Here is a 25,349-nt window from a genome sequence, read left to right as displayed (position 1 = left end):
TGCGTTGCGGTCATTGAAATGCCACCAATCGATCGGCTATGTCTGGACCATGCTGTTTAGACGCCGCAAGCCGGCAACCTGGCGCGACCGGGTCCGAGATCTGTTCTGGCCCAGAAAGGGCCTCAGCCGCCCGTTCCGCTATCTCGGCAAACGGATCCTGAGGTTGTCCGCCTCGCCGCATTCGGTGGCAATGGGCGTCGCCGTCGGGACGTTTTCGGCGCTCACCCCGTTCCTGGGGCTTCATGTCGTCCTCGCCGTGGCCGTTTCCTACCTTCTTTCCGGCAATGTCATCGCGGCGTCGCTGGCGACCACCTTTGCCAATCCGCTGACCCTGCCGTTCATCTGGGCCGGAACCTTCCGGACCGGCGAACTCGTGCTCGGGACCGCATCGGGACACGGCGACAGCCCCATTGACCTTGCACACCTGCTCGACCATCTGACACTTGTCGATCTCTGGGCGCCGGTCCTCAAGCCGATGCTCGTGGGATCGCTCGTGCTCGGGGGCCCGTTCGCCGTCGCCGCCTACCTCTTCACGCGGTTCGGCGTCGGCGCGTTCCGCAGGCGGCGCCTGCAAAGGGTTGTGGATCGCGGCCTGGAGGCGAGGCTGCCGCCGGCAACCTGGAAATGAGACGTTCGGCATTGCGGTTCGAGACGAAGACGGGAAGAAGAACATGATCATCGGCATCGGCAGCGACCTGATCGACATCCGCCGGGTGGAGAAGTCGCTCGAGCGCTTCGGCGAACGTTTCACCCATCGTTGCTTCACCGAGATCGAGCGGCGCAAGTCGGACGGCCGCAAGAATCGCGCCGCCTCCTATGCCAAGCGCTTCGCCGCCAAGGAAGCCTGCTCCAAGGCGCTGGGCACCGGGCTGGCGCAGGGCGTGTTCTGGAAGGACATGGGCGTGGTCAACCTGCCCGGCGGCAAGCCGACCATGCGGCTGACCGGCGGCGCCGGCGAACGGCTGAAGGCGATGACGCCGCCCGGCCACGAGGCCCATATCCACATCACCATCACCGACGATTTCCCGCTGGCGCAGGCCTTCGTCATCATCGAGGCGCTGCCGGCGAAAGGCGCCTGAGCGGCGAGCGGCGGGCCGGGCTTGCGGCATTTTCGTCGCTCGCATTTCAATTCGACAGGACTTGCGCTAAGAGGGCGGCATGGTTGCACAAGAGGACAAATCAGGCGTGACAGAGAAGACTAAGAAGGCCGAGAGCGGCCTGTGGGAAAACGTCAAGGTCATCATCCAGGCGCTCCTGCTGGCGGTGGTCATCCGGACCGTCCTTTTCCAGCCTTTCACCATCCCGTCCGGCTCGATGATGCCGACGCTGCTCGTCGGCGACTACCTGTTCGTCAACAAGTTCTCCTACGGCTATTCGAAGTATTCGCTGCCGTTCTCGCCGGATCTCTTCTCCGGCCGCATCTTCGGCAGCGACCCCAAGCGCGGCGACATCGTCGTCTTCCGCTTTCCGCCGAATCCGGACATCGACTACATCAAGCGCGTGATCGGCCTGCCCGGCGACCGGATCCAGGTGCGCGACAGCGTCCTCTACGTCAACGACAAGGCTGTGCCGCGCCAGCCGGCCGGCTTCTTCCGCGCCGACGGCCAGTACGACAACGGCGAGAACATCCCGGTCTTCCGCGAGACGCTGGACAACGACGTCTCCTACGACACGCTCGACACGCGCATCGGCACGATCGGCGACAATACCCGTGAGTTCATCGTGCCCGAGGGCCACTACTTCATGATGGGCGACAACCGCGACAACTCGGCCGACAGCCGCTTCGACGTCGGCTTCGTTCCCGCCGAGAACCTGATCGGCCGCGCCAGCCTGATCTTCTTCTCGCTCGGCAACGACACCGCCTTCCGCGAGATCTGGAAATGGCCGACCAATCTGCGCTGGGATCGCCTGTTCAAGGTCGTCGAATGAAATCGGCCAAGCCGCTGAACGACGATTATCGCGGCCGGCTCGAGGCCGCGATCGGATACGCCTTCACAGCCAAGGAGCGGCTCGACCGGGCGATCACCCATGCGAGCGCGCGCCCCGCCAAGGGCAGCAACTACGAGCGGCTGGAATTCCTCGGCGACCGCGTCCTCGGGCTCTGCGTGGCCGAACTGCTGTTCCAGACCTTCCGCGAGGCGAGCGAGGGCGAGCTGTCGGTGCGGCTCAACCATCTCGTCAGCGCCGAGACCTGCGCCAAGGTCTCCGACGATCTCGGCCTGCACCAGTTCATCCGCACCGGCGCGGACGTCAAGAAGCTGACCGCCAAGCCGATGATGAACGTCCGCGCCGACGTGGTCGAGGCGCTGATCGCCGCGATCTATCTCGACGGCGGGCTGGAGGCGGCGAGGGGGTTCATCCTGCGCAACTGGCAGGAGCGGGCCAGGAGCGAGCACGGCGGCCGGCGCGACGCCAAGACCGAGCTGCAGGAATGGGCGCACGCGAAGTTTTCGACGACGCCGGTCTACCGCATCGACGAGCGCTCCGGCCCCGACCACGACCCGCGCTTCACGGTGACGGTCGAGATCGCCGGGGTGGCGCCGGCGACCGGCACCGAGCGCTCCAAGCGCGCGGCCGAACAGGCGGCGGCGACGAAGATCCTCGAGCGGGAAGGCGTCTGGCAGAAGCCGGAGGACTGAGCCGCGGTCACATCAGCGAAGGACGGCCGGCCGGAAGCCCGCCGAAGCGGCCGACTGAAGAAGGCCATTGAAGAAGATTGAGTGCGGCGGCTACCTGTGCGCATCATGGGTGCGCGGCGCGAGCAGCCCCAGAAACGGATTTGTCATGACAGAACAAGAAATTGAAGCCGTCGAAGACGGCGCCCCGACCCGTTCCGGCTTCGTCGCCCTGATCGGTGCCACCAATGCCGGCAAGTCGACGCTGGTCAACCGGCTCGTCGGCGCCAAGGTCTCGATCGTCAGCCACAAGGTCCAGACGACGCGGGCGATCGTGCGCGGCATCGCCATCCACGACAACGCCCAGATCGTCTTCATGGACACGCCCGGCATCTTCAAACCGCGCCGCCGGCTCGACCGGGCCATGGTCACGACCGCCTGGGGCGGCGCCAAGGATGCCGACCTGATCATGTTCCTGATCGACAGCGAGCGCGGCCTGAAGGGCGATGCGGAGACGATCCTGGAGGGCCTGAAGGAGGTCAAGCAGCCGAAGATCCTGGTGCTGAACAAAGTCGACCAGGTGTCGCCGGAGACGCTGCTGACGCTGGCCAAGGCCGCAAACGACGTCGTCCCCTTCGAGCGCACCTTCATGATCTCGGCGCTGAACGGCTCCGGCTGCGACGATGTCATGGACTATCTCGCCAGGGCCCTGCCGGAAGGTCCCTGGTACTATCCGGAGGACCAGATCTCCGACCTGCCGATGCGCCAGCTCGCAGCCGAGATCACCCGCGAGAAGCTGTTTTTGCGCCTGCACCAGGAGCTCCCCTACGCCTCGCATGTCGAGACGGAGAAGTGGGAGGAGCGCAAGGACGGCTCGGTCCGGATCGAGCAGGTGATCTATGTCGAGCGCGACAGCCAGAAGAAGATCGCGCTCGGCAAGAACGGTGAGGCGATCAAGGCGATCTCCATGGCCTCGCGCAAGGAGCTGTCGGAAATCCTCGAGCAGCCGGTGCACCTCTTCCTGTTCGTCAAGGTGCGCGAGAACTGGGGCGACGATCCCGAGCGCTTCCGCGAGATGGGGCTCGATTTCCCGCATTGAGCGGGATTGCGGGAGCGGGCTTGCGGATCACGGCTGCGCGCGCAGCAGCGGGGCGGTCGAAAGGATCCGGTTCGTCCAGACATAGCCGGGGAAGGGGGAGGGCAGTTCCGCCACGTCGTCCGGCCAGTCGACGCCGGCCGTGCCGTCGCCGCCATAGGGGCCGAACACGATCACCTCGCTGCCGGCTTGCTGCATCCGCTGCATGAAACGGTTCGGCCAGCCCCAGAGCAGCCAGGCATAGTTCTGCGGGACGGGAACGATCGTGTCGCGGCAGGATTGCGGCACGTAGCCGATCCAGCCGGTGGCGAGATAGCCGAGCAGGCAGGACTTGGCCGATGCGCCGGTAAAGCCGGGCAGGCCGTCGATTCTTGCGATGGCCGCATCCGTCGGCTCGCCGCCGCCGTAGACCGCCCAGACAGCGCTGCGCCATTGCGGCTGCGCTTCCAGCAGCGCCGCCAGCGCCTCGCCCTCTTCGGCCCGCCGGCTCTTGAAGTTGACGATGAACTTCTTGTCGGGAAACGCGGTAAGGACCTCCTCCAGCGTCGGCATCAGCCCTTTGCCCTTGCCGCGGAAGGGAAAGGTCTTCCCGCCGTCGGCGGTGTAGCCGTAGCCGATGTCGAGCCCCTTGAGCACCGTCATCGGCGTCTGCTCGGTGACGCCCTTGCCATCGGTGCGGCAATCGAGCGTCCAGTCGTGGAAGACGGCGAACGTCCCGTCGGGCGTCAGGTGCACGTCCAGCTCGACCACGTCCGCCCCGGCCTGGAACGCCGCCCGCATGCTGTCGATGGTGTTCTCCAGATAGGGGTTTTCCGGCGGCAGGATGCGCGTTGCGGTGCAGGTGTCGTTCTCGACGCCTTCGGGCGAAAAGATCTGGTGGACGCCGCGATGGGCGATGATCCGCGCCTTGCCCTCGGGCATCTCCGCGATCAGGCTCGAATTGAAGGACCACACGAGCAGGCCGCAGCCGCCGAGGAACAGCACGATTTTCCGGAGCATGGTTCGCCTTTCGCCGATTTTTCGAAGCACGCATGACGTGCAACGCGAATCGGCGAAATTGCGGCAGGCGCGCCGGGGGCGGCCGTCTCAGGTCCGGCCGGTCTTGCGCCCCTTGGCCGGCGCCTTCGCGACCGCATTCTCCCGCGCCTGTTCGAGCAGCCGCTGCATCGCCCAGATGCCGAGATCCTCGATCGTGCGTGGTTGGCTGATCAGGTAGCCCTGGTAGAGGTCGCAGCCGGCGGCGGCGAGCAGCGTCATCTTTTCCGTCGTGTCGACCCCCTCGGCCACCACCTGCATGTCCTGGGCGTGGCAGAGCGCGATCAGCGCGCGCAGCGTCGGCAGCGCCGCCGCGTTGGTCAGGCTCTCGACCAGCGCCCGGTCGAGTTTGATCGTCTCGGCCGGATAGTCGATGATTTGCTGGACCGAGGTGTAGCCGGCGCCGAAGTCGTCGATGGAGATGCGGAAGCCCTTCTGGCGCAGCATGTCGATGTTGCGCTGCGACTGGTCGCCGAGCTTGACGGCGAACGTCTCGGTCAGCTCGATCTCGATCGCGCGCGCCTCGACGGCGTGCCGGTCGAGCGCATCGCTGAAGCGATCGGCGATCGAGCGGTTGTACAGTTCCGCCGAGGAGATGTTGATGCACAGGATGGTCTCGGCGCCGAACAGCTGCTTGAGCCGGTGGCAATGGGCCATGGCCGTGTCGATGACCCAGGAATCGATCTTGCTGAAGAGGCCGGTCGTCTCCGCGATCGGGATGAACTCGTCCGGCGTCACCCTGCCGAGCAGGGGAGAGGTCCAGCGCAGCAGCGCCTCGCAGGCCGTCACCTTGCCGCGGCCGTCGACGATCGGCATGAACACGAGGTGCATCTCGTCGTCCGGGTTCATCGCCCGCAGTTCTTCCTCGATGTGCCGCTGCCGCGTGCGCTTCTCATGCAGGGAGCGCGAGTAGCGGGCCGAGCCGTTCTTGCCCTGCGCCTTGGCCTGGTACATGGCCGCATCGGCATTGGCGAGCAGTTCCGGCAGGTCGGCGGCATCCTCCGGAAACACCGCGATCCCGATGCTGGCGGTCACCGGATAGGACTGTTCGAGCACTTCGAAGCCACCGTCGAACAGCCGCACGATCGCCTCGGAGATCTCGCTGACGGTGCCGTCGCCCGGATGCGACTGCACCATGATCGCAAACTCGTCGCCGGACAGCCGCGCCACCAGCGCATCGGGCAGGCCGCGACGCTCCGTTGCCGCCTTGACCCGCGTTTCCAGCCGTGCGGCGAGCGTCGTCAGCAGTTCGTCGCCGACCTTGTGGCCATACTTGTCGTTGACGAACTTGAAGTTGTCGACGTCGATGAACAGGAGCGTGCAGCCGGCGCCGGATGCCCGGGCGACCTCGAGCATCTGGGTGGAGCGGGCGTTGAAGTGCGCCCGGTTGGAGATGCCGGTCAGGGTGTCGGTCCAGGAGGCGGTCCGCACCAGCCCGAAGGATTCCACCGCATTGTCGTGAAGCTGCTTCATGTTCACCGAAAGCCGGCCGATCTCGCCGACCTCCTCGACCGGCGTCAGCTCGCTGCGCTTGCCGGACATGACGTCGGTCAGCTGCTGGTCGAGATGGGCGATCGGATTGGTGATGAAGCGGCGCACCAAGAGGAGCACGAGGCCGATGGTGAACAGGCTGAGGCCGATGGCGCCGATGGCGAGCAGCGCCTTCAGGTTCTGTAGCTTGCCCTCGACATGGCCCTCGTGCGGCGTCAGCCGCGCATAGAGCGTCGGGCCGAGCTTGGCCGTGGCGGAGACGGCGCCGACCGCGGTCAGCGGATGCGTGGAGACCTCGACCTCGGCGCCGTATTCCCGCTCGAGCATCGCCTTCATCTCGAGGAACTGGCGCGGACGAACGGCGGTCTGGATCAGGATCGATCCGGCCTTGGCGCTGGAGACCGGGCGGTTGAAGGTCTGCTGGTCGAGGAATTCGGAGTGGACGATCAGCGGTTCCGCCCCTTCCGGCTTGATATAGGTCCAGTCGGAAAGCTTGGGGCTGTCGATGAGCCGGCGGGCATAGTCGACCTGGGTCTTCGGAATTTCCGCAAAGGGATCGTCGCTGTTCTCGTAGTAGTAGTCGATCGAGAGCGGCGGGCGGATGACGGTCAGCGAGACGAAGCGGGTCGGATCCTCCGACAGCGAGCGGATGCTTTCCTGCATCATCACGCCGATGGCGTTCGACCGGTAGCCGGCATCCGGCTCGTTGACGAACAGGCGCATCGCCGTTCCCTCGACCAGCGAATAGATCAGGCTCTTGTTCTGCGTCACGTCGTTCTGGAAGACCGCGCTCAGAAGACCCAGCTGCTGCCACAGGCGCGCCCGTTCGAGCGCGCGGACGGAGGCGCTCTGGCTCATGTAGAGCAGGGTGGCCGCCACCACGTAGCCTGCGAGAACGACCGGGAAGATGAGGAGAAAGGCGCGTTTACCGAGTGTCACGGAACTGGACCAGGCTGCTGATGATGCGACGGCGGGATTGGACAGAGGGAACGGAGAGTTCCTCCTGATACTGGCTCTTCGCCAGGATCTCGGGTGCGGTGTAGATTTCGGCATTCTCGCGCATGTCGGCCGGGATCAGCTTGAGCGCTTCCCTGTTCGCCGTCGGCATCTGCAGAGAGATGGCATTGCGGGCAGCGCTCCGGGCGCTGGTGATGTGGTTCAGAAGATCGAGCGCCGCCTCGGTATGCTTGGAGCGGGTGCTGACTGCCATGCAGTCGAGCCAGAACAGCGTGCCCTCGGCGGGAACGGCATAGCGCCACAGCCGCTCCTTGCCGGTCATCTCGTCGAGCACGTGCTGGTCGCCGCTGTAGCCGAGCGCCATGTGCACCTCGGGGCCGACCTCCGGGTTCTGGATCGAGGTGATGACGTAGTCGTAGGTCAGGACATAGGGCGCCTGTGCCTTCATCAGCTGGAAGGCTTCCCGAAGCGTTGGCTCGTCGTTGGCGTTGATCGACTTGCCGAGCAGGACCAGGGCCGGCACGAAGGCCTCGTTGTGGTCGTCGAACATGGCGATGTGGTGCCGCAGCGGCTCGCCGGGCTTCATCAGATCGGCCCAGGAGGTCGGTGCCGCAGTGACGGTATCCGACCGGTAGAGGATCCCCATCGTTCCCCAGAGATAGGGCACGCCATAGCCGCCGCAGCGCTTCGTCCAGCTGTCGTCATATTCCAGAAGCGAGGGAAGCGTATCGGCCGAAAGCGATTTGAGAATGCCGCGGTCGCCGAAGAGCCGGGCCCCGTTCTCGCCGGTGACGACGAGGTCGATGTCGCTGCTCGGATTGGACAGGACCTCGTCGCGCGCGTCGCCGCTGTCGTAGTAGGTCTGGTGCACGTCGATGCCGGTCCGGGCCGTCCAGTCCGACAGGATGGACGGATCGACATAGGCTTCCCAGATCAGGAGATTGATCGTTTCGGCAGCCGTCGCGGGCAGCGATGTCGACAAGGCGACCGCCGCCGCTGTCGCCATCAGCAAGGATTTTCGCATCCGCAAGCCCCGCGTTGCATGAACGGGGCAAGGATAGGCAGCAACAATTGAGGAATTGTTACGGAGAAACCGCATGTTGCGCCGATTTGCTGCGGGCGGCAGGTTGCGCCGCGCCGGCAGATGGCTAGGCTCGCAGTTCACGTTCGCATCGGTGCCGCCGGCAGTGGAAATTCAGCAGGGGTAACGCATATGGTCTCGGAATTCTCCGCAATGCTCGGCCGGGTGATCAGGACCGGCCGGCTGCAGCTCATCGACCCGGCGGGCGGCGTGGCCGACTTCGGCGACGGTTCCGGCCCCGCACTGCGCGTGCGCCTTGCCGACGACGAAGTGGGGCGCGAGATCGCCGCGGATCCCGCCCTGAAGCTCGGCGAGGCCTACATGGACGGGCGGCTGGTCGTCGAGGAGGGCGACATCTTCGAGATGCTCTCGCTGCTGCGCCGCAACGGCATCCGCCGGGCCGCGACGCCGGGCCTGAAGGCGAAGTCGCTGCTCAGGCTGCTCGCCTACCAGTTTTCCGCCCGGGTCCCGGTCAACCGCAACCGCCGCAACGTCGCCCACCACTACGATCTCGACGCGCGCCTGTTCGATCTCTTCCTGGACCATGACTGGCAGTATTCCTGCGCCTACTTCCAGCCGCGCGGCATCTCGCTGGAGGAGGCGCAGACCGCCAAGAAGCGCCACATCACCGCCAAGCTGCTGCTCGAGCCCGGGCAGCGCGTGCTCGAGGTCGGCTCCGGCTGGGGCGGGCTCGGCATGTACATGGCCGAGAGCTCCGGCGTCGACGTCACCGGCATCACGCTCAGCGAGGAACAGCTCGCCGTCTCGCGGGCGCGGGTGGCCGAGCGCGGCCTCTCCGACCGCGTCCGCTTCGAGCTGACCGACTATGTCGATCTCAAGGGCGAGTTCGACCGGATCGTCTCGGTCGGCATGTTCGAGCATGTCGGACTTGCCAACTATGGGAAATTTTTCAAGACGATGGCGCGGGTTCTTAAGAAGGAGGGTGTCTTCGTCCTGCACTATATCGGCCGGGTGAAGCCGGCCTACACGATCAATCCCTGGATCGAGAAGTACATCTTCCCGGGCGGCTACCTGCCAGCGCTGTCGGAGGTGCTGCCGGCGATCGAGCGCGCCGGCTTCCTCGTCAAGGACATCGAGATGCTGCCGATGCACTACGCCTGGACGCTGAAGGCCTGGCGCGAACGCTTCGTCGCCCGCTGGGACGAGGCGGCGAAGCTCTACGACGAGCGCTTCTGCCGGATGTGGGAATTCTACCTCGCCGCCATGGAGGCCGCCTTCCGCCACGACCGCCTGCCGATCATCCAGCTGCAGCTCGCCCGCCACCAGGACGCCGTTCCCTACGCCCGCGACTATATCGGCGAGACCGAGGCGCAGCTGCGGGCCTTCGAGGCCGCCCGCCCGCCGCTGGCGCCGGTCAGGTTCTGAGCTTCGCCGTGCGACCTGCCGGCCTTGCAGGTTGCCACCGACGGGCGAACATGGCGTCAGTCCTCGAAGTCGAAGTCATCGTCTATTTCGAGGCCCGGCGGCCGCTGCCGCCCATGCCGAATGGCAAGAATGACGACAGTCGTTTCCCGAATTTCGTAGTCGAACAGATACGAGCCGACGACGAACCGCCGGATGCCCGGAAAAGGCAGATCATCCGGCGGGTGTCCCAATTGGGGAAAGCGCGCCAGCTCCTGTTGCAGCCGCCTGAGGCCGTCGCGAAACGCCAGGGCCGCGCGCGGGCTTCGTGCCATGAGGTACGACGCTTCCGCCTTCACATAGTCCCTGGCGTCCGGCGACAGGATGACTTTCAAGCAGCCGCACCCTTGATGATCGCATCCAGCTCCTCGATTGCCTCGTCGAGGTCGCTGCCGCGTCCATCATCGATGTCCCGGCGGGCCTTGGCCAGCGCGACGATCTCGCGCCCCTCGGCAGCGAGATAGGACTTGAGTGCCCGGACGACGACCCAACTGCGGCTGCGTTCGCAGACGGCGGCAATTTCCTCGATCTCGGCCAGCACATCCAAGGGCAGGCGCATCGTGATCGGATCGGACAATTCCCGTTCAGACATCGTTTTTGCCTCCGTTTGTAATACAAAATCTAGTTCAGACCGCCCGAATCGTCAAACGGGGTCCTTCCCCTTTTCCGTCCCATAAACTGTGGAACCCGCCCCATCCGGCGATTGGCGGGCGGGCGGTGGCGCACTATGGTCGCCGCCCGCCGCAGCGTTTTGTCCGAACCCTCGTCATGGTCTGCGCGCAATCATCGCATAGGAGATCTTCATGGCTGCAACCCCGCTCAAGATCGCGAACATCATCGCCGCCGAGATCAAGGCGAGTGCCGCGCAGGTGTCGGCCGCCGTGGGGCTTCTGGACGAGGGCGCGACGGTTCCCTTCATCGCCCGCTACCGCAAGGAGGTCACCGGCGGCCTCGACGACACCCAGCTGCGCACGCTGTCCGAGCGGCTCGTCTACCTGCGCGAACTGGAAGCCCGCCGTGCCTCCATCCTGGAATCGATCGCCGGCCAGGGGAAGCTGACCGACGAGCTTTCCGCCAGGATTGCCGCCGTCTCCACCAAGGCGGAGCTGGAGGACATCTACCTGCCCTTCAAGCCGAAGCACCGCACCAAGGCCGAGATCGCCCGCGAGCGGGGTCTCGGGCCGCTCGCCGAACGGATCCTCGCCGAGCGCGACCAGGTGCCGGCCGAGCTTGCGGCAGGCTTCCTCTCCGCGGAAGTTCCGGATGCCAAGGCGGCGCTCGAAGGCGCCCGCGACATCGTCGCCGAACAGATCACCGAGAATGCCGATCTCCTGAAGCGGCTGCGCGACTACATGAAGGACAATGCCTGGCTGCGCGCGCGCGTCGTCGACGGCAAGAAGGAGGCCGGCGCCAAGTTCTCCGACTATTTCGACCACACCGAGCGCTGGTCGGGCGTTCCGAGCCACCGCGCGCTCGCCATGCTGCGCGGCTGGAACGAGGAGGTTCTCTCCGTCGACATCGTCGTCGATCCGGACACGACGGAAACGGTCAAGCCGGTCGAGCGCATCATCGCCTCCTTCTACGCGATCGGCAGCCAGCCCGGCGACAAATGGCTCTCCGACGTCATCGGCTGGACCTGGCGGGTTAAGCTCTCCATGTCGCTGTCGCTCGACCTGATGCGCGAGATGCGCGAGCGCTCGGAGGAAGAGGCGATCCGCGTCTTTGCCCGCAACCTCAAGGACCTGCTGCTCGCCGCCCCCGCCGGCACCCGCGCCACCATGGGCCTCGACCCCGGCATCCGCACCGGCGTCAAGGTGGCGGTCGTCGACAACACCGGCAAGCTTCTGGAGACCACGACGGTCTATCCCTTCCCGCCGAAGAACGACATCCGCGGCACCCAGGCCGAACTCGCGAGCCTCATCCGCAAGCACAAGGTCGAGCTGATCGCGATCGGCAACGGCACCGGCAGCCGCGAGACGGAGAAGCTCGTCGCCGACATGCTTTCCGCACTGCCGGCGCCGAAGCCGACCAAGGTGATCGTCTCGGAGGCCGGCGCCTCGGTCTATTCGGCCTCGGAGGCCGCTGCCGCCGAGTTTCCGAACCTCGACGTGTCGCTGCGCGGCGCCGTCTCGATCGCTCGCCGCCTGCAGGATCCGCTCGCCGAGCTCGTCAAGATCGAGCCGAAGTCGATCGGCGTCGGCCAGTACCAGCACGACGTCGACCAGGGGAAGCTGTCACGCTCGCTCGACGCCGTCGTCGAGGACGCGGTGAACGCCGTCGGCGTCGACCTGAACACGGCGTCGGCGCCGCTGCTCGCCCGCGTCTCCGGACTTGGAAAATCGTCCGCGGAAGCCATCGTGGCGCATCGCGACGCCAACGGCCCGTTCGACAGCCGCAAGGACCTGATGAAGGTCGCCCGTCTCGGCGCCCGCACCTTCGAGCAGTGCGCCGGCTTCCTGCGCATCCCGAACGGCAAGGAGCCGCTCGACGCCTCCTCCGTCCACCCCGAGGCCTATGGCGTCGCCAAGAAGATCGTCGCCGCCTGCGGCCGCGACGTGCGCGCGTTGATGGGCGACAGCGCCGCCCTGAAGAAGCTCGACCCGGCGCTCTTCGTCGACGAGCGCTTCGGCCTGCCGACGGTGAAGGACATCCTGACCGAGCTGGAGAAGCCCGGCCGCGACCCGCGCCCGGAGTTCAGGACGGCGACCTTTGCCGACGGCATCGACGACATCAAGGACCTCAAGCCCGGCATGCTGCTGGAGGGCACGGTGACGAACGTGGCGGCCTTCGGCGCCTTCGTCGACATCGGCGTTCATCAGGACGGGCTCGTCCACGTCTCCCAGCTCGCCGACCGCTTCGTCAAGGATCCGCACGAGGTGGTGAAGGCAGGCGACGTGGTGAAGGTGCGGGTGACGGAGGTGGACGTGCCGCGCAAGCGCATCGGCCTTTCCATGCGCAAGGACGGCGGCGCGCCCGCCGCCCGCGACAGCGGTCCGCGCAACGATCGCAACCAACCGGCGAAGCCGAAGTCCGGCCAGCAGGCGCCCAGGCAGCAGGCGCCTGCGCAAGGCGCGTTCGGCGCGGCGCTGGCCGAGGCGATGAGGCGGAAATAAGCCCAAGTTTTCCTAATGGCTGCCGACAGAAATCGTCGTTTGCCCTGATCCGCTTCATCACCGATAGTCGCGGTGTGGGCGGGCTCAAACGAACCGGCGATGCCAGGCAGGCCGGTATCCGACAGACAGGAAATTTGACATGACGATCACGATTTCACGCCGGCAGGCCATGGCCGGCGCACTCTTTGCCATTCCCGCAGTTTCGGCGCTCTCGGCCGGCGCCAGCGCCGCCGCCGGCGGCAGTTTGGAAGCGCGGCTTGCCGAACTGGAGGCCAGGCACGATGGCCGCATCGGCGTTGCCATACTAAATCTCGCGACGGGCGCCCGGCTCGGCCACAGGACGGATGAGCGCTTCCTGATGTGCAGCACCTTCAAGGCGCTGCTGGCGGGACATATCCTCGCCCGGGTGGACCGGGAAGAGGAAACGCTGGACCGGCGCATCGTCGTGCGCGAGGCGGACCTCGTGGACTGGTCGCCGGTGGTGGAGAAGAACGTCGGCGCACGAGGCATTTCGATTGCCGAGCTTTGCGAGGCGACGATCACGCTTAGCGACAACGCCGCCGCCAACCTGCTGCTCGCGGCCTCCGGCGGGCCGCAGGCGGTCACCAAATTCCTGCGCGGCTTCGGGGACGGGGTGACGCGCCTCGACCGAACGGAGCCGGCCCTCAACGACCACGAGACCCCGGACGACGAGCGCGACACCACGACACCGGTCGCGATGGTGGAGACGCTGCGCAAGCTGATCTTCGCCGACGTGCTGTCGGCGCGCTCGAAGGCGCAGCTCGCGGCCTGGCTGGTGATGAGCAAGACGGGCGACACGCGGCTGCGCGCCGGCTTCCCGGCCGACTGGATGACGGGCGACAAGACCGGCACGAACGGCGACAGGGCCGGCAACGCCAATGACGTCGCCGTGGCCTGGTCGCCGGATCGCGGCGCCGTCATCATTGCGGCCTTCTGCGAAATGCCGGGCATTTCCGGCGACGAGCGCAATGCCGTCATCGCCGAGATAGGGCGCATCGCGGCCGAAGTCTGATCTGCGGGGGCGCCGCTGCTGTCGCGGCGGCGTCCCGTTCAGCGCAACGCCAGCCGCATCACCACCCGGTTGGAGGAGGGGCGGTCGATGGCATCAAAGCCGGCCCGACGGAACAGCGCCTCGGTCCCCACCTGCCGGTCGGCGTTGCCCGTCCGGCCAGTGAGCGGAAATCCCTCGATCGCGGTGGCGCCGCTTTGCCGGGCGAGCTCGACGGCTGCGGCCAGCAGCACCCCGGAGATCGCCTGGCCCCTTCGCTCCGGCCGGACGAACAGGCACGGGACGAGCCAGACAGTGGCGTCCTCCGCCCTGTCGGTGGTCTTCAGCGTCGGCGTCTTCACCGCGCGGGCATAGCGCGCCCGCGGCCCGGCGGCCACCCAGCCGACCGGTTCGTCGTCGTCGAAAGCAAGGAGACCGAGCGGCAGCGGCGAGGTCTCGCCGAGTGCCGCGAACGCGGCCCTGTTCGCCGCCGCCCCGCCGGCATGGAAGTCCTTCACCCGGCGGATGAACCACATGCACCAGCAATGGGCGGCCGAGCGTTCGCCGGAAAGAAGCCGGCCAAAGGCTTCCATGTCGCGCTGCATGTCGTGCTGCGCCAGCGGGCGTACCTGCATCGTCGTCCGTCGCTCCGTCCCCGTCGCGCGAAGTCTGACCGAAGGCGGGCAGGATGACCAGCCCTGCCACCGCATGGCTTGCCGATCCCGCCCGCCCGGCGTAAGGCTTGCCCATGCAGTGGACCGATGAGGCAATCGTGCTCGGCGTGCGCCGTCATGGCGAGACCTCCGTCATCGCGGAGATGATGACGCGCAGCCATGGCCGGCATCTCGGCGTGATCCGCTCCGGGCGGTCGCGGACGATGCAGCCGGTGCTGCAGCCCGGCAACACGGTGGAGGCGACCTGGCGCGCCCGTCTGGACGAGCATATCGGCGAATACCGCATCGAGCCGCTGCAACTGCGGGCCGGCCGGCTGATGGAAGCGGCGATCGCCGTCTACGGCGTGCAGGCGATGGCGGCGCTGCTGCGTTTCCTGCCCGAGCGCGACCCGCATCCGCACCTCTTCGAGATGCTCGGCGTGATCCTGGAACATCTGGAGGACCCGGCGGACGCCGGCGAACTCTTCGTCCGCTTCGAGTTGGCGGTGCTGGAGGATCTCGGCTTCGGTCTCGATCTTGCCCGTTGCGCCGCAACCGGCGACACGGAGGACCTGGTCTTCGTCTCGCCGAAATCTGGCAGGGCCGTCTGCCGCAGCGCCGGCGCCCCCTGGGCCGACCGGATGCTGGCGCTGCCGGCTTTCCTCGGCGCGAGCCGCAACAGCGCCGCCGACGTGCAGGCGCTGTCGGAGGGCTTCCGGCTGACCGCCTATTTCCTCAACCGGCACGTCTGCGAGCCGCGCGGGCTCGAACTGTCGAGCGCGCGGGACGGCTTCGTCCAGGCGACGCTGAAGGCGCTTGCCGCCGCACACCCACCGGAGACCGTTTCATGAATGTCGAACTCTATCCCGGCCTTGCCGTTTCCGGCATCGGCACGCTGCCGCTCGACGTCGTCGCGCGCGACGGCGGGCTGAAGGCGATGCAGGCGATGCTGGAGGGCCGTCTGCCGGCGCCGCCGATGGCGCAGACGCTGAAATTCGGCATGACCGAGGTCGAGGAGGGCAGGGTGGTCTTCAAGGGCCTGCCGGACGAGACCCATCTCAACCCGCTCGGCACCGTGCATGGCGGCTGGACGGCGACGATCATGGATTCGGCGCTGGGCTGTGCCGTCTTCTCGGCCATCAAGCCGGGCGAGGCCTATACGACGGTCGAGTTCAAGGTCAACCTCGTGCGGCCGGTGCTGCCCGGCATGGGCGAGGTCACCTGCGAGGGGCGGCTGGTCCATCGCGGCCGCACCATCGCCACATCGGAGGCCTGGCTGCGTGACGGCGCCGGCAAGCTTCTCGCCCACGGCACGGAGACCTGCGCGATCTTCCCGATCGCCAATCTGACGCGCTGATCGCAATCCGTTTTACAAAGCGCGGACACAGGCTAGGATTGCGGCGGCATCGTCCCGCCGGGCCCGGTGTCGAAGCACACAAGCGCGCGGGACATTGACCGCGCAGGCGGAGAGACATGGCGGAAATACTCGCTCTGGTCGCCATCGTGCTTGCCATTGCCGCGATGAACCGGAATGGCAAGACAACGGCGAAACTCACTGAAGAGATTCGCAGACTTCGCGAGGAACTGGAGGCGATGAGGGCCGGCGGCGCCGCCGCGTCGCCGCTGCGCGAGGCGGACGAAACCGCCATCGCCTCCGTTGTGGCGGCCGGAGAGGCCGCCCCGGGCGATGCCGAGGCGGCCTCCGCCGAACCATCCTTCCCAAGTCCCTGGCTGCCTGGGCGCGCAGCGGCCGATGGCGACGACGCGGCGTCGCCGGCCGGCGCGGGTGTGTCGGCCGCGGCAGGCGCGGAAACGGCGACTGCGGCGATCGCGCAGCCGATGCGCGAGAGCCTGGAGAGCCGGATCGGCGCGCGCTGGGCGGTCTGGGTCGGCGGGCTTGCGCTGGCGCTCGGCGGCGTCTTCATGGTCCGCTATTCGATCGAGGCCGGCGTGCTCAGCCCCGCCGTCCGGCTGACGCTGGCAGCCCTGTTCGGGCTCGTGCTGGTCGCGGCCGGCGAGATCGTCCGCCGCCGCGGCATGCCGATCGAGATGGTGGCCTTCCGCAACGCGATGATCCCCGGCGTCTTGACGGCCGCCGGCGCGCTGACGCTGTTCGGCGTCACCTATGCCGCGCACGGCTTCTACGGCTTCATTGGCGCGCCCCTTTCCTTCCTGCTGCTCGCGGCGATCGCCCTGGCCACGATTGCGCTGTCGCTGCTGCATGGGCAGGCGCTCGCCGGTCTCGGCCTGCTCGGCTCGATGGTGACGCCGCTGCTCGTTGCGAGCGACGAGCCCGATCCGTGGCTGCTGTTCGGCTATCTCTCGATCGCCTGGCTTGCGACCGCGGCCGCAGCACGCCTGCGATGCTGGCAGGTGGCGCCGACGCTCGCCAATGTCGCGCTCGGCCTCTGGGCGCTGCTCTACCTGGCCTCAGCGGAGCCGCTGCCGACGCCGCCCGTCACGCTCGCCCTCCTCGTCATGCTGGCCGGTGCGGCCGTGCTCTGGCCCGGCGCCGGCGGGGCGGCAGGCGAAGCCGATGCCGGGGTGCCGGCCGGCGCGCCTGCCGGAGCCGACGGCGTGGCGGCAACGCCGCAGGGTGAAGCTGCAGCCGCTATCGCCATGGCCGAAGGCGGTCCGGTCGCCGGCACCGCCGCGATGACCGGCGCAGCCGCGCCCGCCGCCGGGGGCCGGTCCACGACCGCCCGCTGGCGGCGGATCCTCGCGCCGGCGTTCCTCGCCGTCTCGCTCAGTGCCGCGCTGGCAGCGTCGCTTCCGGCCATCGTCCTCGCCTTCCTGCATCCGTCGCCGGCCTCGTCGGCCGCAGCCTTCGCGGTTCTTGCCTTCGCACTGGCCGTCCTCGGCGCGGCCCGATGGTGGGCTCTTTATCCCGCCGTCCTCGGCCATCTCTGCGCCCTTGCCGGGGCCATGGTGCTGGCGGGAGTATCGGGACGAAATGCGCTGGAGACCTTGACCGCCTTGCCGGGGCAACCGGGTTTCGACACGGCCGTGCCGATCGCCGCAGGGGCTGCCCCGGTCGCAGTGCTCCTGCTTCTGTCCGCGGCCCTTGCCGCTGCCGGTGCGGGCGCGATCTGGCTGTGGAAGGAGAGGGCGCCACGTCACGCGGCCCTCAACGGCGTGCTCATGGCCATCTTCCCGGTGGCGATCGCCGCCGTCTCCTTCCTCGCCTTCGGCAACCTGTCGTTCGACCTGACGCACGGGCTGTTCGCGCTCGTCCTCGGACTGGCCTATCTGGGGGCGGCCGAGGTCCATGCCCGCACGCTGCCGCCGGGGCCGGCGCCCGTGCCGCAATGGACGCTGGTGCTGGGCGGCTTCGCCTTCCTCACGCTCGCCCTGTTCGCGCTGACGGACGGTCTTGCCACGACCCTTCTCGTCGCGATCCTGGGCTTCGCGATGGTGCTTGCGACCCGCCTGCGGCCATGGCCCGTCCTGCCCTGGGCGATGGTCGGCGCGGCCCTCGTCGTTGCTGTCCGCATCGGTTGGGACCCGACGATCGTCGGGCCTGCGAACCTGTCGAAGACGCCGGTATTCAACCAGCTGCTGCCCGGCTACGGCATCCCGGCGCTGCTGCTGGCAGCCTCCGCCTGGCTGCTTCGCAGCTGGCCCGGGGAGCGCGCACGCAACCTGCTGCAGGCGCTGGCGAGCCTCTTCCTCCTGCTGTCGGTCGCGATCCTCGTCCGCCACGCGATGAACGGCGGCGTGCTCGACAGCGCTGCGCCGACGCTCGGCGAGCAGGCAATCTACACCCTCCTTGCCGCCGGCGCCTCGGCCGCCCTGATGACGCTGGAGCTGAAGCAGCCGAGCCCGGTCTTCCGCTACGGCTCGATGGCGGTCGGCGTGCTGTCCATGCTGTCGATCCTGTCGGCGCACTTCTTCGCGCTCAACCCCTATTTCAGCGGCGAACTGACCGGCCGCTGGCCGTTCTTCAACCTGCTGCTCGTCGGCTACCTGCTGCCCGGCCTCGCCTTTGCCGGGCTGGCCTGGTATGCGCGCGGCCGGCGCCCGGCGGCCTATGTGACGCTGCTGGCGCTGACCGGCGCCGTGCTTGTCTTCGCCTGGGTGACGCTCTCGGTGCGCCGCTACTGGCACGGCGAGGGGATCGCCGGCTGGAAAGGGTTCATCGAGGGGGAAACCTACACCTATTCCGTCGTCTGGCTGCTGCTCGGCGTGGCGCTCCTGGCGCTCGGCTCGCGCCTCGACGCGAGAAGCCTGCGCCTCGCATCGGCGGCCCTGGTGCTGCTCGCCGTGGTCAAGGTGTTCCTGGTCGACATGTCGAACCTGCAGGGCATCCTGCGCGCACTCTCCTTCATCGGCCTCGGTGCCGTCCTGATCGGCATCGGCCTGTTCTATCAGAAGATCCTGACCGGCAGGGCGGGCGGCCCCGCTTCCGACCCGGCTCCGGCCGGTCCGCCCGCTTCCGCCCCATCCGGACCCGGCACGCCGGCCTCGCCGGACGCGGCCTGACGGCGGATCCGGGCGGATTCCGTCAGGTGTCGTTTCCCCGCCGGGGCAAATCGGCTAAGGAGTGGGCCGGATCGTTCCCGCGCCGCGTGCAGCGGCGAGCGAGCGGCAGACAGACACGAGGGGACAGGGATGACGGCGAAGGACATGACGGTCGCGGGCTTGAACATCCATCCGCTGAAGAGCGGCCGTGCCATACCGATGCAGGCCGTCTCGGTCGGGCTCGACGGGATCGCCGACGACCGGCGCTTCATGGTGACCGAGCCGGACGGCCGCTTCATCACCCAGCGCGAACTGCAGGCGCTGGCGCAGGTGGAGGCCTATCCGCAGGACGGCACCGTCCGCCTCGTCATGAACGGCCGCGAACTTGTCCCGTCCTTCGACGCCGCCCGCCGCCTTCCGGTGACGGTTTGGGACAGCGCCGTCGATGCGGCGCTCGCGGACGCGGCGTCGAACGCGACCCTGTCGGACTGGCTCGGCCGCGCGGTCAGGCTCGTCCACATGGACGGCCAGGCGAGCCGCCACGTCGGCGCGAAATGGGCGGGCCATCCCGTGCCCGTCGGTTTCGCCGACAGCTTTCCCGTGCTGATCACCACCACCGGCTCGCTCGCCGATCTCAACCGGACGCTGGCCGAAAAGGGCCAGGAGCCGGTCGGCATGGACCGTTTCCGCACCAACATCCTCGTCGAGCACGACGAGCCGTGGGCCGAGGACCTGTGGCAGGCCGTCGAGATCGGCGGCATCGTCTTCGATCTCGTCAAGCCCTGCGCCCGCTGCATCATGACCACGCAGGACCAGATCACCGGCGAGCGCATCGGCGGCAACCCGATCCAGGGGCTCGCCGAAAAGCGCATGTCCGCCGACCGCAGCGTCGCAGGCGTCTTGTTCGGCTGGAACGCGGTGCCGCGCGGCGAGGGCGAACTGCGCCTGGGAGACGCGGTCACGGTGCTGCGGCGGCGGGACGAACGCTGGCCGATGCGGGTGCGCGGCTGAGGCGCCGGCGGCCTACCATTCATCAAGGTCCCTGATCGTTCGCTGCAAATTAATTCACTTTTTCTCATGGGACGGCGCGGCTAACGTGGCGGCCGATCAACCGGAGTCGCCCATGTCCGCCCCCACATCGACCATTGCCGCCGCCGCAGGGCGCGCCCACATGCCCTGGCTCATCATCGCGGCCGGCTCGATCGTCGTCATGCTGACCTTCGGACCGCGCTCGGCCATGGGCTTCTTCCAGCTACCGATGCTGCAGGATACCGGCTGGGACCGCACCACCTTCGGGCTGGCCATGGCGTTGCAGAACCTCTGCTGGGGCCTGAGCCAGCCGTTCTTCGGCGCCATCGCCGACAAGTACGGCACCTGGCGGGTGCTGGCCATGTCCGGCATCGTCTATGCCTGCGGCCTGTTCCTGATGTCGCTCGGCGGCTCGCCCTGGACGCTGCATGTCGGCGGCGGCGTGCTGGTCGGCCTCGGCGTCGGCTCCGGTTCCTTCGGCATCGTGCTCTCCGCCTTCGCCCGCAACGTCACGCCGCAGCAGCGCTCGATGGCCTTCGGCATCGGCACGGCGGCGGGCTCGGCCGGCATGTTCCTGTTCGCGCCGCTGAGCCAGGGGCTGATCTCGTCGCTCGGCTGGTCCGACAGCCTGGTGGCGCTCGGCGGGCTGATGCTGCTGGTGCCGGTCTTTGCCGTTCCGCTCCGCGGCAACGCCGCCACCGCCGGCAAGGGCGGCGAGACCGCCCTCCAGCAGACGGTCGCCCAGGCGCTGACGGAGGCCCTGGGGCATCGCAGCTACCTGCTGCTCGTCGCCGGCTTCTTCGTCTGCGGCTATCAGGTCGCCTTCATCACCGCGCATTTCCCCGCCTATCTCGGCGACATCGGCATCGACGCCCGCTATGCGGTGATCGCGCTGGCGCTGATCGGCTTCTTCAACATCATCGGCTCGCTCGCCTCCGGCGTCATCAGCCAGCGCCATTCCAAGCCCTATTTCCTGGCGCTGATCTATCTCGCCCGCTCGGTGGCCGTCGCCGCCTTCCTGCTTCTGCCGCAATCGCCGCTGTCGGTGATCATCTTTGCGATCGTGATGGGCCTCCTGTGGCTTTCCACCGTGCCGCCGACCAATGCGCTGGTGGCGATCATGTTCGGCACGCGCCACCTCGGCCTGCTCGGCGGCATCGTCTTCCTGTCGCACCAGATCGGCTCGTTCCTCGGCGTCTGGATGGGCGGCTATCTCTACGACCACTTCGGCACCTACGATCCGGTCTGGTGGTTCGGCGCCGCGCTCGGCATCTTCGCCGCGGTCGTCCACTGGCCGATCCGCGAGCAGCCGGTGGCCCGGCCGGCGATGGCCTGAGGCAAACGGAAAAGACGAGATCCGGCCGGCCCGGCGAAAATGTCCGGGCCGCCTCCTTGCAAACCGTCACAAAACTTTCTAAATCAACCCGGCCGGCCTCGCCGGTTTTATTTGGCTCCAGTTATGCTCAATGTGAGCAAAATATGGGCCTCGCCGATGGGCGGACACTCAGGGAGGGGTTCATGACCCAGCTTGCCACCGGTTCGATCGCCGCACGGGAGGAGGTGGCCCCGCTTTCGGCCGCCGAGCGCTTCGGCGTCGTCGACATGCCGGATCTGACCTTCACGCCCGCCGTCGCCCGCGAGACCGAGCATCTCTACGAGCGCGTCAAACAGTTCATTCCGGCGATCGAGTGGCCCGTCTATGCGCCCTACGTGCACGCCATCAACCGGCTGAAGAAGGAGCGCGGCGCGGTCATCCTCGCCCACAACTACCAGACGCCGGACATCTTCCACTGCGTCGCCGACATCGTCGGCGATTCGCTGCAGCTCGCCCGCGACGCCACCAAGGTCGATGCCGAGATCATCGTCCAGTGCGGCGTGCACTTCATGGCCGAGACGTCCAAGCTCCTGAACCCGGAAAAGACCGTGCTCATTCCGGATGCCAAGGCTGGCTGCTCGCTGTCGGAATCGATCACCGGCGCCGACGTGCGCCTCCTGAAGCAGCGCTATCCGGGCGTCCCCGTCGTCACCTATGTCAACACCTCGGCCGACGTGAAGGCGGAGACCGACATCTGCTGCACCTCCTCGAACGTGCTCGCCGTCGTCGAGAGCCTGGAGAGCGACACGGTCCTGTGCATTCCCGACGAGTATCTGGCGATGAACGTCGCCCGCCAGACCAACAAGAAGATCCTGACCTGGAAGGGCCATTGCGAGGTGCACGAGCGCTTCACCCCGGCCGAACTGCTCGCCTACAAGGAGGCCGATCCGTCGATCGAGATCATCGGCCATCCCGAGTGCCACCCGGACGTGATCGCCGTCTGCGATTTCTCCGGCTCCACCGCCGGCATGATCAACTACGTCAAGGACCACCGCCCGCCGCGCGTGCTGCTGGTCACCGAGTGCTCGATGGCCTCCAACATCCAGGCCGAGGTCGAGGGCGTCGATTTCATCAAGCCGTGCAACCTCTGTCCGCACATGAAGCGCATCACGCTGCCGAAGATCCTCGACAGCCTGGTGAACATGACGGAGGAGGTGCTGGTCGACCCGGTGATCGCCGGTCGCGCCCGCCTTGCCGTCGAGCGGATGATCAATTTGAAGCAGTAGCGCGAGCACCGTTCCGCGCAAACAGATGGAGAGGCCGCACGACAGATCGTTCCGCCATACCGGCTTGGCCCCTCATCCCCCTGCCGGGACCTTCTCCCCGCAAGCGGGGAGAAGGAGCAAGGCGGCGCGCCCATCGCTCCTCGCCCCGCTTGCGGGGAGAGGATGCCGGCAGGCAGGTGAGGGGCGGTCGTGAGCGCGCAGAGGAGGAATAGGACATGCCACTGGAAAGTTTCCGCCCCCAGTCCTGGAACGCCATCGATGATATCGTCATCGTCGGCGGCGGGCTTGCCGGCCTGTTCTGCGCGCTGAAGCTCAGCCCGCGGCCGGTGACGATCCTGGCGGCGGCGCCGATCGGGCAGGGCGCGTCCTCGGCCTGGGCGCAGGGCGGCATCGCCGCGGCGATGAGTTCCGGCGACACCTTCGACAAGCACGTGGCCGATACGCTCGAAGCCGGCGCCGGCATCGTCGACGGGAAGATGGCGCGCTCGATGGTCGCCGAAGGCCCCGCCCGCATCGCCGACCTCCTGGAATACGGCGTGCCCTTCGACCGCGACCTGGAAGGCAAGCTGCTCCTGTCGCGCGAGGCGGCCCATTCGGAGCGCCGGATCGTGCGCGTGCGCGGCGACATGGCCGGCAAGGCCATCATGGAGGCGCTGATCACAGCCGTCCGCAACACGCCCTCGATCCGCGTGCTGGAAGGCTATGTCGTCGAGGAACTGGTGCGCGAGGGCCGCTTCGTCTCCGGCGTCATCGCCCGCCCCGACGCCGGCCAGTCGAAGAAGCGCGTGCATTTTCCGGCCCGTGCCGTCGTGCTCTGCTCGGGCGGCGTCGGCCATCTCTATGCGGTCACCACCAATCCCTGGGAGGCCTGCGGCCAGGGCGTCGGCATGGCCGCGCGCGCCGGGGCCATCATCGCCGACCCGGAATTCGTCCAGTTCCATCCAACCGCGATCGACATCGGCCGCGACCCGGCGCCGCTGGCGACCGAGGCGCTCCGCGGCGACGGCGCCCATCTCGTCAATGCGGCCGGCCACCGCTTCATGCTCGACATCCACCCGGACGGCGAGCTCGCCCCGCGCGACATCGTTTCGCGCGGCGTCTTCGCCGAGGTCCAGGCCGGCCGCGGCGCCTATCTCGATTGCACCAAGGCGGTGGGCAAGCACTTCCCGGACATGTTCCCGACCGTCTATGCCTCCTGCATGGCCGCCGGCATCGACCCGGTCACCCAGCCGATCCCGGTGGTGCCGGCCGTGCACTACCACATGGGCGGGGTGCTGACCGACGCCGAGGGCCGCACCTCGATCGACGGCCTGTGGGCGGCGGGCGAAGTGACCTCGACCGGTGTCCACGGCGCCAACCGCCTGGCGTCGAACTCGCTGCTCGAGGCGGTCGTCTTCGCCGGCCGCATCGCCGACAACATCAAGGGCATGCTGCCGGAGCCGAAGACCGGCGACTGGGGTCAGAACGCCGACGAGAGCGACGACCTGGTGACGCTGGAGGACAGCCCGGCGCTGACCCGGCTGCGCCGGCTGATGAGCGCCCAGGCCGGCGTGATCCGCAACCGCGACGGGCTTTGCGATGCGATCCGCGCGATTGCGGAGCTCGAGCGCGAGAACACCCGCATGCGCTTCCACAACATCGCCACCACCGCCAAGCTGATCGCCGTCGGCGCCTACCTGCGCGAGGAGAGCCGCGGCGGCCACTTCCGCGCCGATTTCCCCGAGCCGCGAAAGGCCTGGCAGCACCGCACCTACATGACGCTGGAGGACGCCGACCGGCTGGTCGCCGAGCTCTCCGAGACCGCAGCGGCGTAAGCAGGCAAGAAGCGCTAACTTCAGGAATGACCACCATGACCAAGGCCCATCTGCCCGTCCTCTCGCCGCTTCTGATCGAGGATCAGGTGCGGGCGGCGCTCAACGAGGACCTCGGGCGCGCCGGCGACATCACCAGCCAGGCGACGATCGCGCCGGACCTGTCCGCGACCGCCGAACTGAACGTGCGCGAAAACGGCGTGATCGCCGGCATGGCGCTTGCCGCGGCCGCCTTCCGGCTGATGGATCCGTCGATTTCCTTCGAGGCCTTCGTCAGCGACGGCGACCACGTCGCGCCCGACACCGTGCTGGCGCGGGTGAGCGGGCCGGCCAGGGCGATGCTGTCGGCCGAGCGCGTCGCGCTCAATTTCCTCATGCACCTCTCGGGGGTGGCGACCTATACCGCCACCTTCGCCGACGAGATCGCCCACACGCCGGCCCGGGTCTGCTGCACCCGCAAGACCATTCCCGGCCTGCGGGCGCTGGAGAAATATGCCGTGCGGATGGGCGGCGGCTCGTCGCACCGCTTCGGCCTCGACGATGCGATCCTGATCAAGGACAACCACATCGCCGTCTCGGGCGGCGTCACCGGCGCGGTCTCTGCCGCCCGCGCCTTCGCCGGCCATCTCGTCAAGGTCGAGGTGGAGGTGGCGACGCTGGAGGAACTGGAGGAGGCGCTGGAGGCCGCCCCCGACGTGATCCTGCTCGACAACATGGGGCCGGAACTGTTGCGCCGCGCGGTCGAGATCAACCGCGACTGCGCCGGCCTGTCGGACGAGGCCTATCCGGCCGATTCGCGCCGGGTGAAGCTGGAGGCATCCGGCAACGTCAACATCAAGACGATCCGCGCGATCGCCGAGACGGGCGTGGACTATATCTCCACCTCGAAGATCACCATGGCCGCCCCGACGCTGGACATCGGCCTGGATATCGCGGTCGGCTGAGGGAATTTTCCGCCGCGCGTGCGGGAACACG

The 25,349-nt window shown here is 67.7% G+C and carries 22 protein-coding genes; 16 read left to right on the top strand and 6 right to left on the bottom strand.

What is annotated here, in order from left to right; all coding sequences use genetic code 11:
• The first annotated feature begins 49 nt into the window (after nucleotides 1-49).
• From P0086_RS04980 to era, 5 genes are all read left to right on the top strand, one after another.
• Entirely contained in the window at nucleotides 50-628 is a 579-nt protein-coding gene (locus P0086_RS04980) for a DUF2062 domain-containing protein (RefSeq protein ID WP_275784400.1), read from the top strand.
• A 43-nt stretch (nucleotides 629-671) separates the two neighbouring features.
• On the top strand, nucleotides 672-1,079 hold the full coding sequence (acpS, locus tag P0086_RS04975; protein WP_112597406.1) for a holo-ACP synthase: 408 nt from the start codon (nucleotides 672-674) through the stop codon (nucleotides 1,077-1,079).
• 106 nt (nucleotides 1,080-1,185) lie between these two features.
• On the top strand, nucleotides 1,186-1,929 hold the full coding sequence (gene lepB, locus P0086_RS04970; protein ID WP_112597408.1) for a signal peptidase I: 744 nt from the start codon (nucleotides 1,186-1,188) through the stop codon (nucleotides 1,927-1,929).
• Nucleotides 1,926-2,639 (top strand): ribonuclease III, encoded by a 714-nt coding sequence (rnc, locus tag P0086_RS04965; RefSeq protein ID WP_148151157.1) that lies wholly within the window; start codon nucleotides 1,926-1,928, stop codon nucleotides 2,637-2,639. Before lepB ends, rnc begins: the two co-directional genes overlap by 4 nt.
• Before the next feature lie 145 nt (nucleotides 2,640-2,784).
• Nucleotides 2,785-3,714: a GTPase Era gene (era, locus tag P0086_RS04960; RefSeq protein WP_275783154.1), complete on the top strand. Its 930-nt coding sequence runs from the start codon at nucleotides 2,785-2,787 to the stop codon at nucleotides 3,712-3,714.
• Between the two features lie 27 nt (nucleotides 3,715-3,741).
• Here the strand turns inward: era and P0086_RS04955 are convergent, their stop codons facing one another.
• From P0086_RS04955 to P0086_RS04945, 3 genes are all read right to left on the bottom strand, one after another.
• Nucleotides 3,742-4,710 carry a glycerophosphodiester phosphodiesterase family protein gene (locus P0086_RS04955; RefSeq protein WP_275783151.1) on the bottom strand — a complete coding sequence of 323 codons (969 nt, stop codon included), beginning with the start codon at nucleotides 4,708-4,710 and terminating at the stop codon, nucleotides 3,742-3,744.
• Between the two features lie 87 nt (nucleotides 4,711-4,797).
• The gene (locus P0086_RS04950) at nucleotides 4,798-7,176 is read right to left on the bottom strand and encodes an EAL domain-containing protein (protein WP_275783150.1); all 2,379 of its coding nucleotides are present in this window, start codon (nucleotides 7,174-7,176) and stop codon (nucleotides 4,798-4,800) included.
• On the bottom strand, nucleotides 7,163-8,200 hold the full coding sequence (locus P0086_RS04945; RefSeq protein ID WP_275783147.1) for a spermidine/putrescine ABC transporter substrate-binding protein: 1,038 nt from the start codon (nucleotides 8,198-8,200) through the stop codon (nucleotides 7,163-7,165). The genes P0086_RS04950 and P0086_RS04945 overlap by 14 nt, the downstream gene beginning before the upstream one ends.
• 207 nt (nucleotides 8,201-8,407) lie before the next feature.
• Between P0086_RS04945 and P0086_RS04940 the strand changes: the two genes are divergently transcribed.
• Entirely contained in the window at nucleotides 8,408-9,661 is a 1,254-nt protein-coding gene (locus tag P0086_RS04940; RefSeq protein ID WP_275783145.1) for a cyclopropane-fatty-acyl-phospholipid synthase family protein, read from the top strand.
• Between the two features lie 56 nt (nucleotides 9,662-9,717).
• Here P0086_RS04940 and P0086_RS04935 read toward each other — a convergent pair whose 3' ends face one another.
• Together P0086_RS04935 and P0086_RS04930 are read right to left on the bottom strand one after the other, a co-directional pair.
• Nucleotides 9,718-10,032, bottom strand: coding sequence for a type II toxin-antitoxin system RelE/ParE family toxin (locus tag P0086_RS04935; RefSeq protein ID WP_112607768.1), 315 nt, complete (start codon nucleotides 10,030-10,032; stop codon nucleotides 9,718-9,720).
• Nucleotides 10,029-10,289: a ribbon-helix-helix protein, CopG family gene (locus P0086_RS04930; protein WP_230804407.1), complete on the bottom strand. Its 261-nt coding sequence runs from the start codon at nucleotides 10,287-10,289 to the stop codon at nucleotides 10,029-10,031. Before P0086_RS04930 ends, P0086_RS04935 begins: the two co-directional genes overlap by 4 nt.
• A 211-nt stretch (nucleotides 10,290-10,500) precedes the next feature.
• Here P0086_RS04930 and P0086_RS04925 point away from each other — a divergent pair, with 211 nt between their 5' ends.
• The gene (locus P0086_RS04925; RefSeq protein WP_275783138.1) at nucleotides 10,501-12,810 is read left to right on the top strand and encodes a Tex family protein; all 2,310 of its coding nucleotides are present in this window, start codon (nucleotides 10,501-10,503) and stop codon (nucleotides 12,808-12,810) included.
• Nucleotides 12,811-12,949: 139 nt separating this feature from the next.
• A complete protein-coding gene (gene bla / locus P0086_RS04920) occupies nucleotides 12,950-13,843 on the top strand; it encodes a BKC/GPC family carbapenem-hydrolyzing class A beta-lactamase (protein WP_275783135.1) in 894 nt (297 codons plus the stop codon).
• Between the two features lie 38 nt (nucleotides 13,844-13,881).
• On the opposite strand, the gene P0086_RS04915 is transcribed toward bla, so the two are convergent.
• Entirely contained in the window at nucleotides 13,882-14,454 is a 573-nt protein-coding gene (locus tag P0086_RS04915) for a GNAT family N-acetyltransferase (protein WP_275783132.1), read from the bottom strand.
• A 113-nt stretch (nucleotides 14,455-14,567) separates the two neighbouring features.
• Between P0086_RS04915 and recO the strand changes: the two genes are divergently transcribed.
• From recO to nadC, 8 genes are all read left to right on the top strand, one after another.
• The gene (gene recO, locus P0086_RS04910) at nucleotides 14,568-15,323 is read left to right on the top strand and encodes a DNA repair protein RecO (protein ID WP_275783129.1); all 756 of its coding nucleotides are present in this window, start codon (nucleotides 14,568-14,570) and stop codon (nucleotides 15,321-15,323) included.
• Entirely contained in the window at nucleotides 15,320-15,829 is a 510-nt protein-coding gene (locus tag P0086_RS04905; RefSeq protein WP_112597427.1) for a PaaI family thioesterase, read from the top strand. The genes recO and P0086_RS04905 overlap by 4 nt, the downstream gene beginning before the upstream one ends.
• A gap of 116 nt (nucleotides 15,830-15,945) precedes the next feature.
• Nucleotides 15,946-18,954, top strand: a complete 3,009-nt coding sequence (locus tag P0086_RS04900) for a DUF2339 domain-containing protein (protein ID WP_275783125.1) — start codon at nucleotides 15,946-15,948, stop codon at nucleotides 18,952-18,954.
• A 144-nt stretch (nucleotides 18,955-19,098) separates the two neighbouring features.
• A complete protein-coding gene (locus P0086_RS04895; RefSeq protein ID WP_275784397.1) occupies nucleotides 19,099-19,944 on the top strand; it encodes an MOSC domain-containing protein in 846 nt (281 codons plus the stop codon).
• A gap of 112 nt (nucleotides 19,945-20,056) precedes the next feature.
• Complete coding sequence (locus P0086_RS04890) at nucleotides 20,057-21,298, top strand: MFS transporter (RefSeq protein ID WP_112607780.1); 1,242 nt, start codon at nucleotides 20,057-20,059, stop codon at nucleotides 21,296-21,298.
• 182 nt (nucleotides 21,299-21,480) lie between these two features.
• Complete coding sequence (gene nadA, locus P0086_RS04885; RefSeq protein ID WP_148655465.1) at nucleotides 21,481-22,563, top strand: quinolinate synthase NadA; 1,083 nt, start codon at nucleotides 21,481-21,483, stop codon at nucleotides 22,561-22,563.
• 215 nt (nucleotides 22,564-22,778) lie between these two features.
• Nucleotides 22,779-24,377, top strand: coding sequence for an L-aspartate oxidase (locus tag P0086_RS04880; RefSeq protein WP_275783115.1), 1,599 nt, complete (start codon nucleotides 22,779-22,781; stop codon nucleotides 24,375-24,377).
• A gap of 35 nt (nucleotides 24,378-24,412) precedes the next feature.
• Entirely contained in the window at nucleotides 24,413-25,318 is a 906-nt protein-coding gene (gene nadC, locus P0086_RS04875) for a carboxylating nicotinate-nucleotide diphosphorylase (protein ID WP_275783111.1), read from the top strand.
• Nucleotides 25,319-25,349 lie beyond the last annotated feature (31 nt).

The organism is Mycoplana sp. MJR14, from assembly GCF_029210525.1.
In the GTDB taxonomy this organism is placed as follows: domain Bacteria; phylum Pseudomonadota; class Alphaproteobacteria; order Rhizobiales; family Rhizobiaceae; genus Mycoplana.
This window is presented reverse-complemented; position numbering and strand designations above follow the sequence as displayed.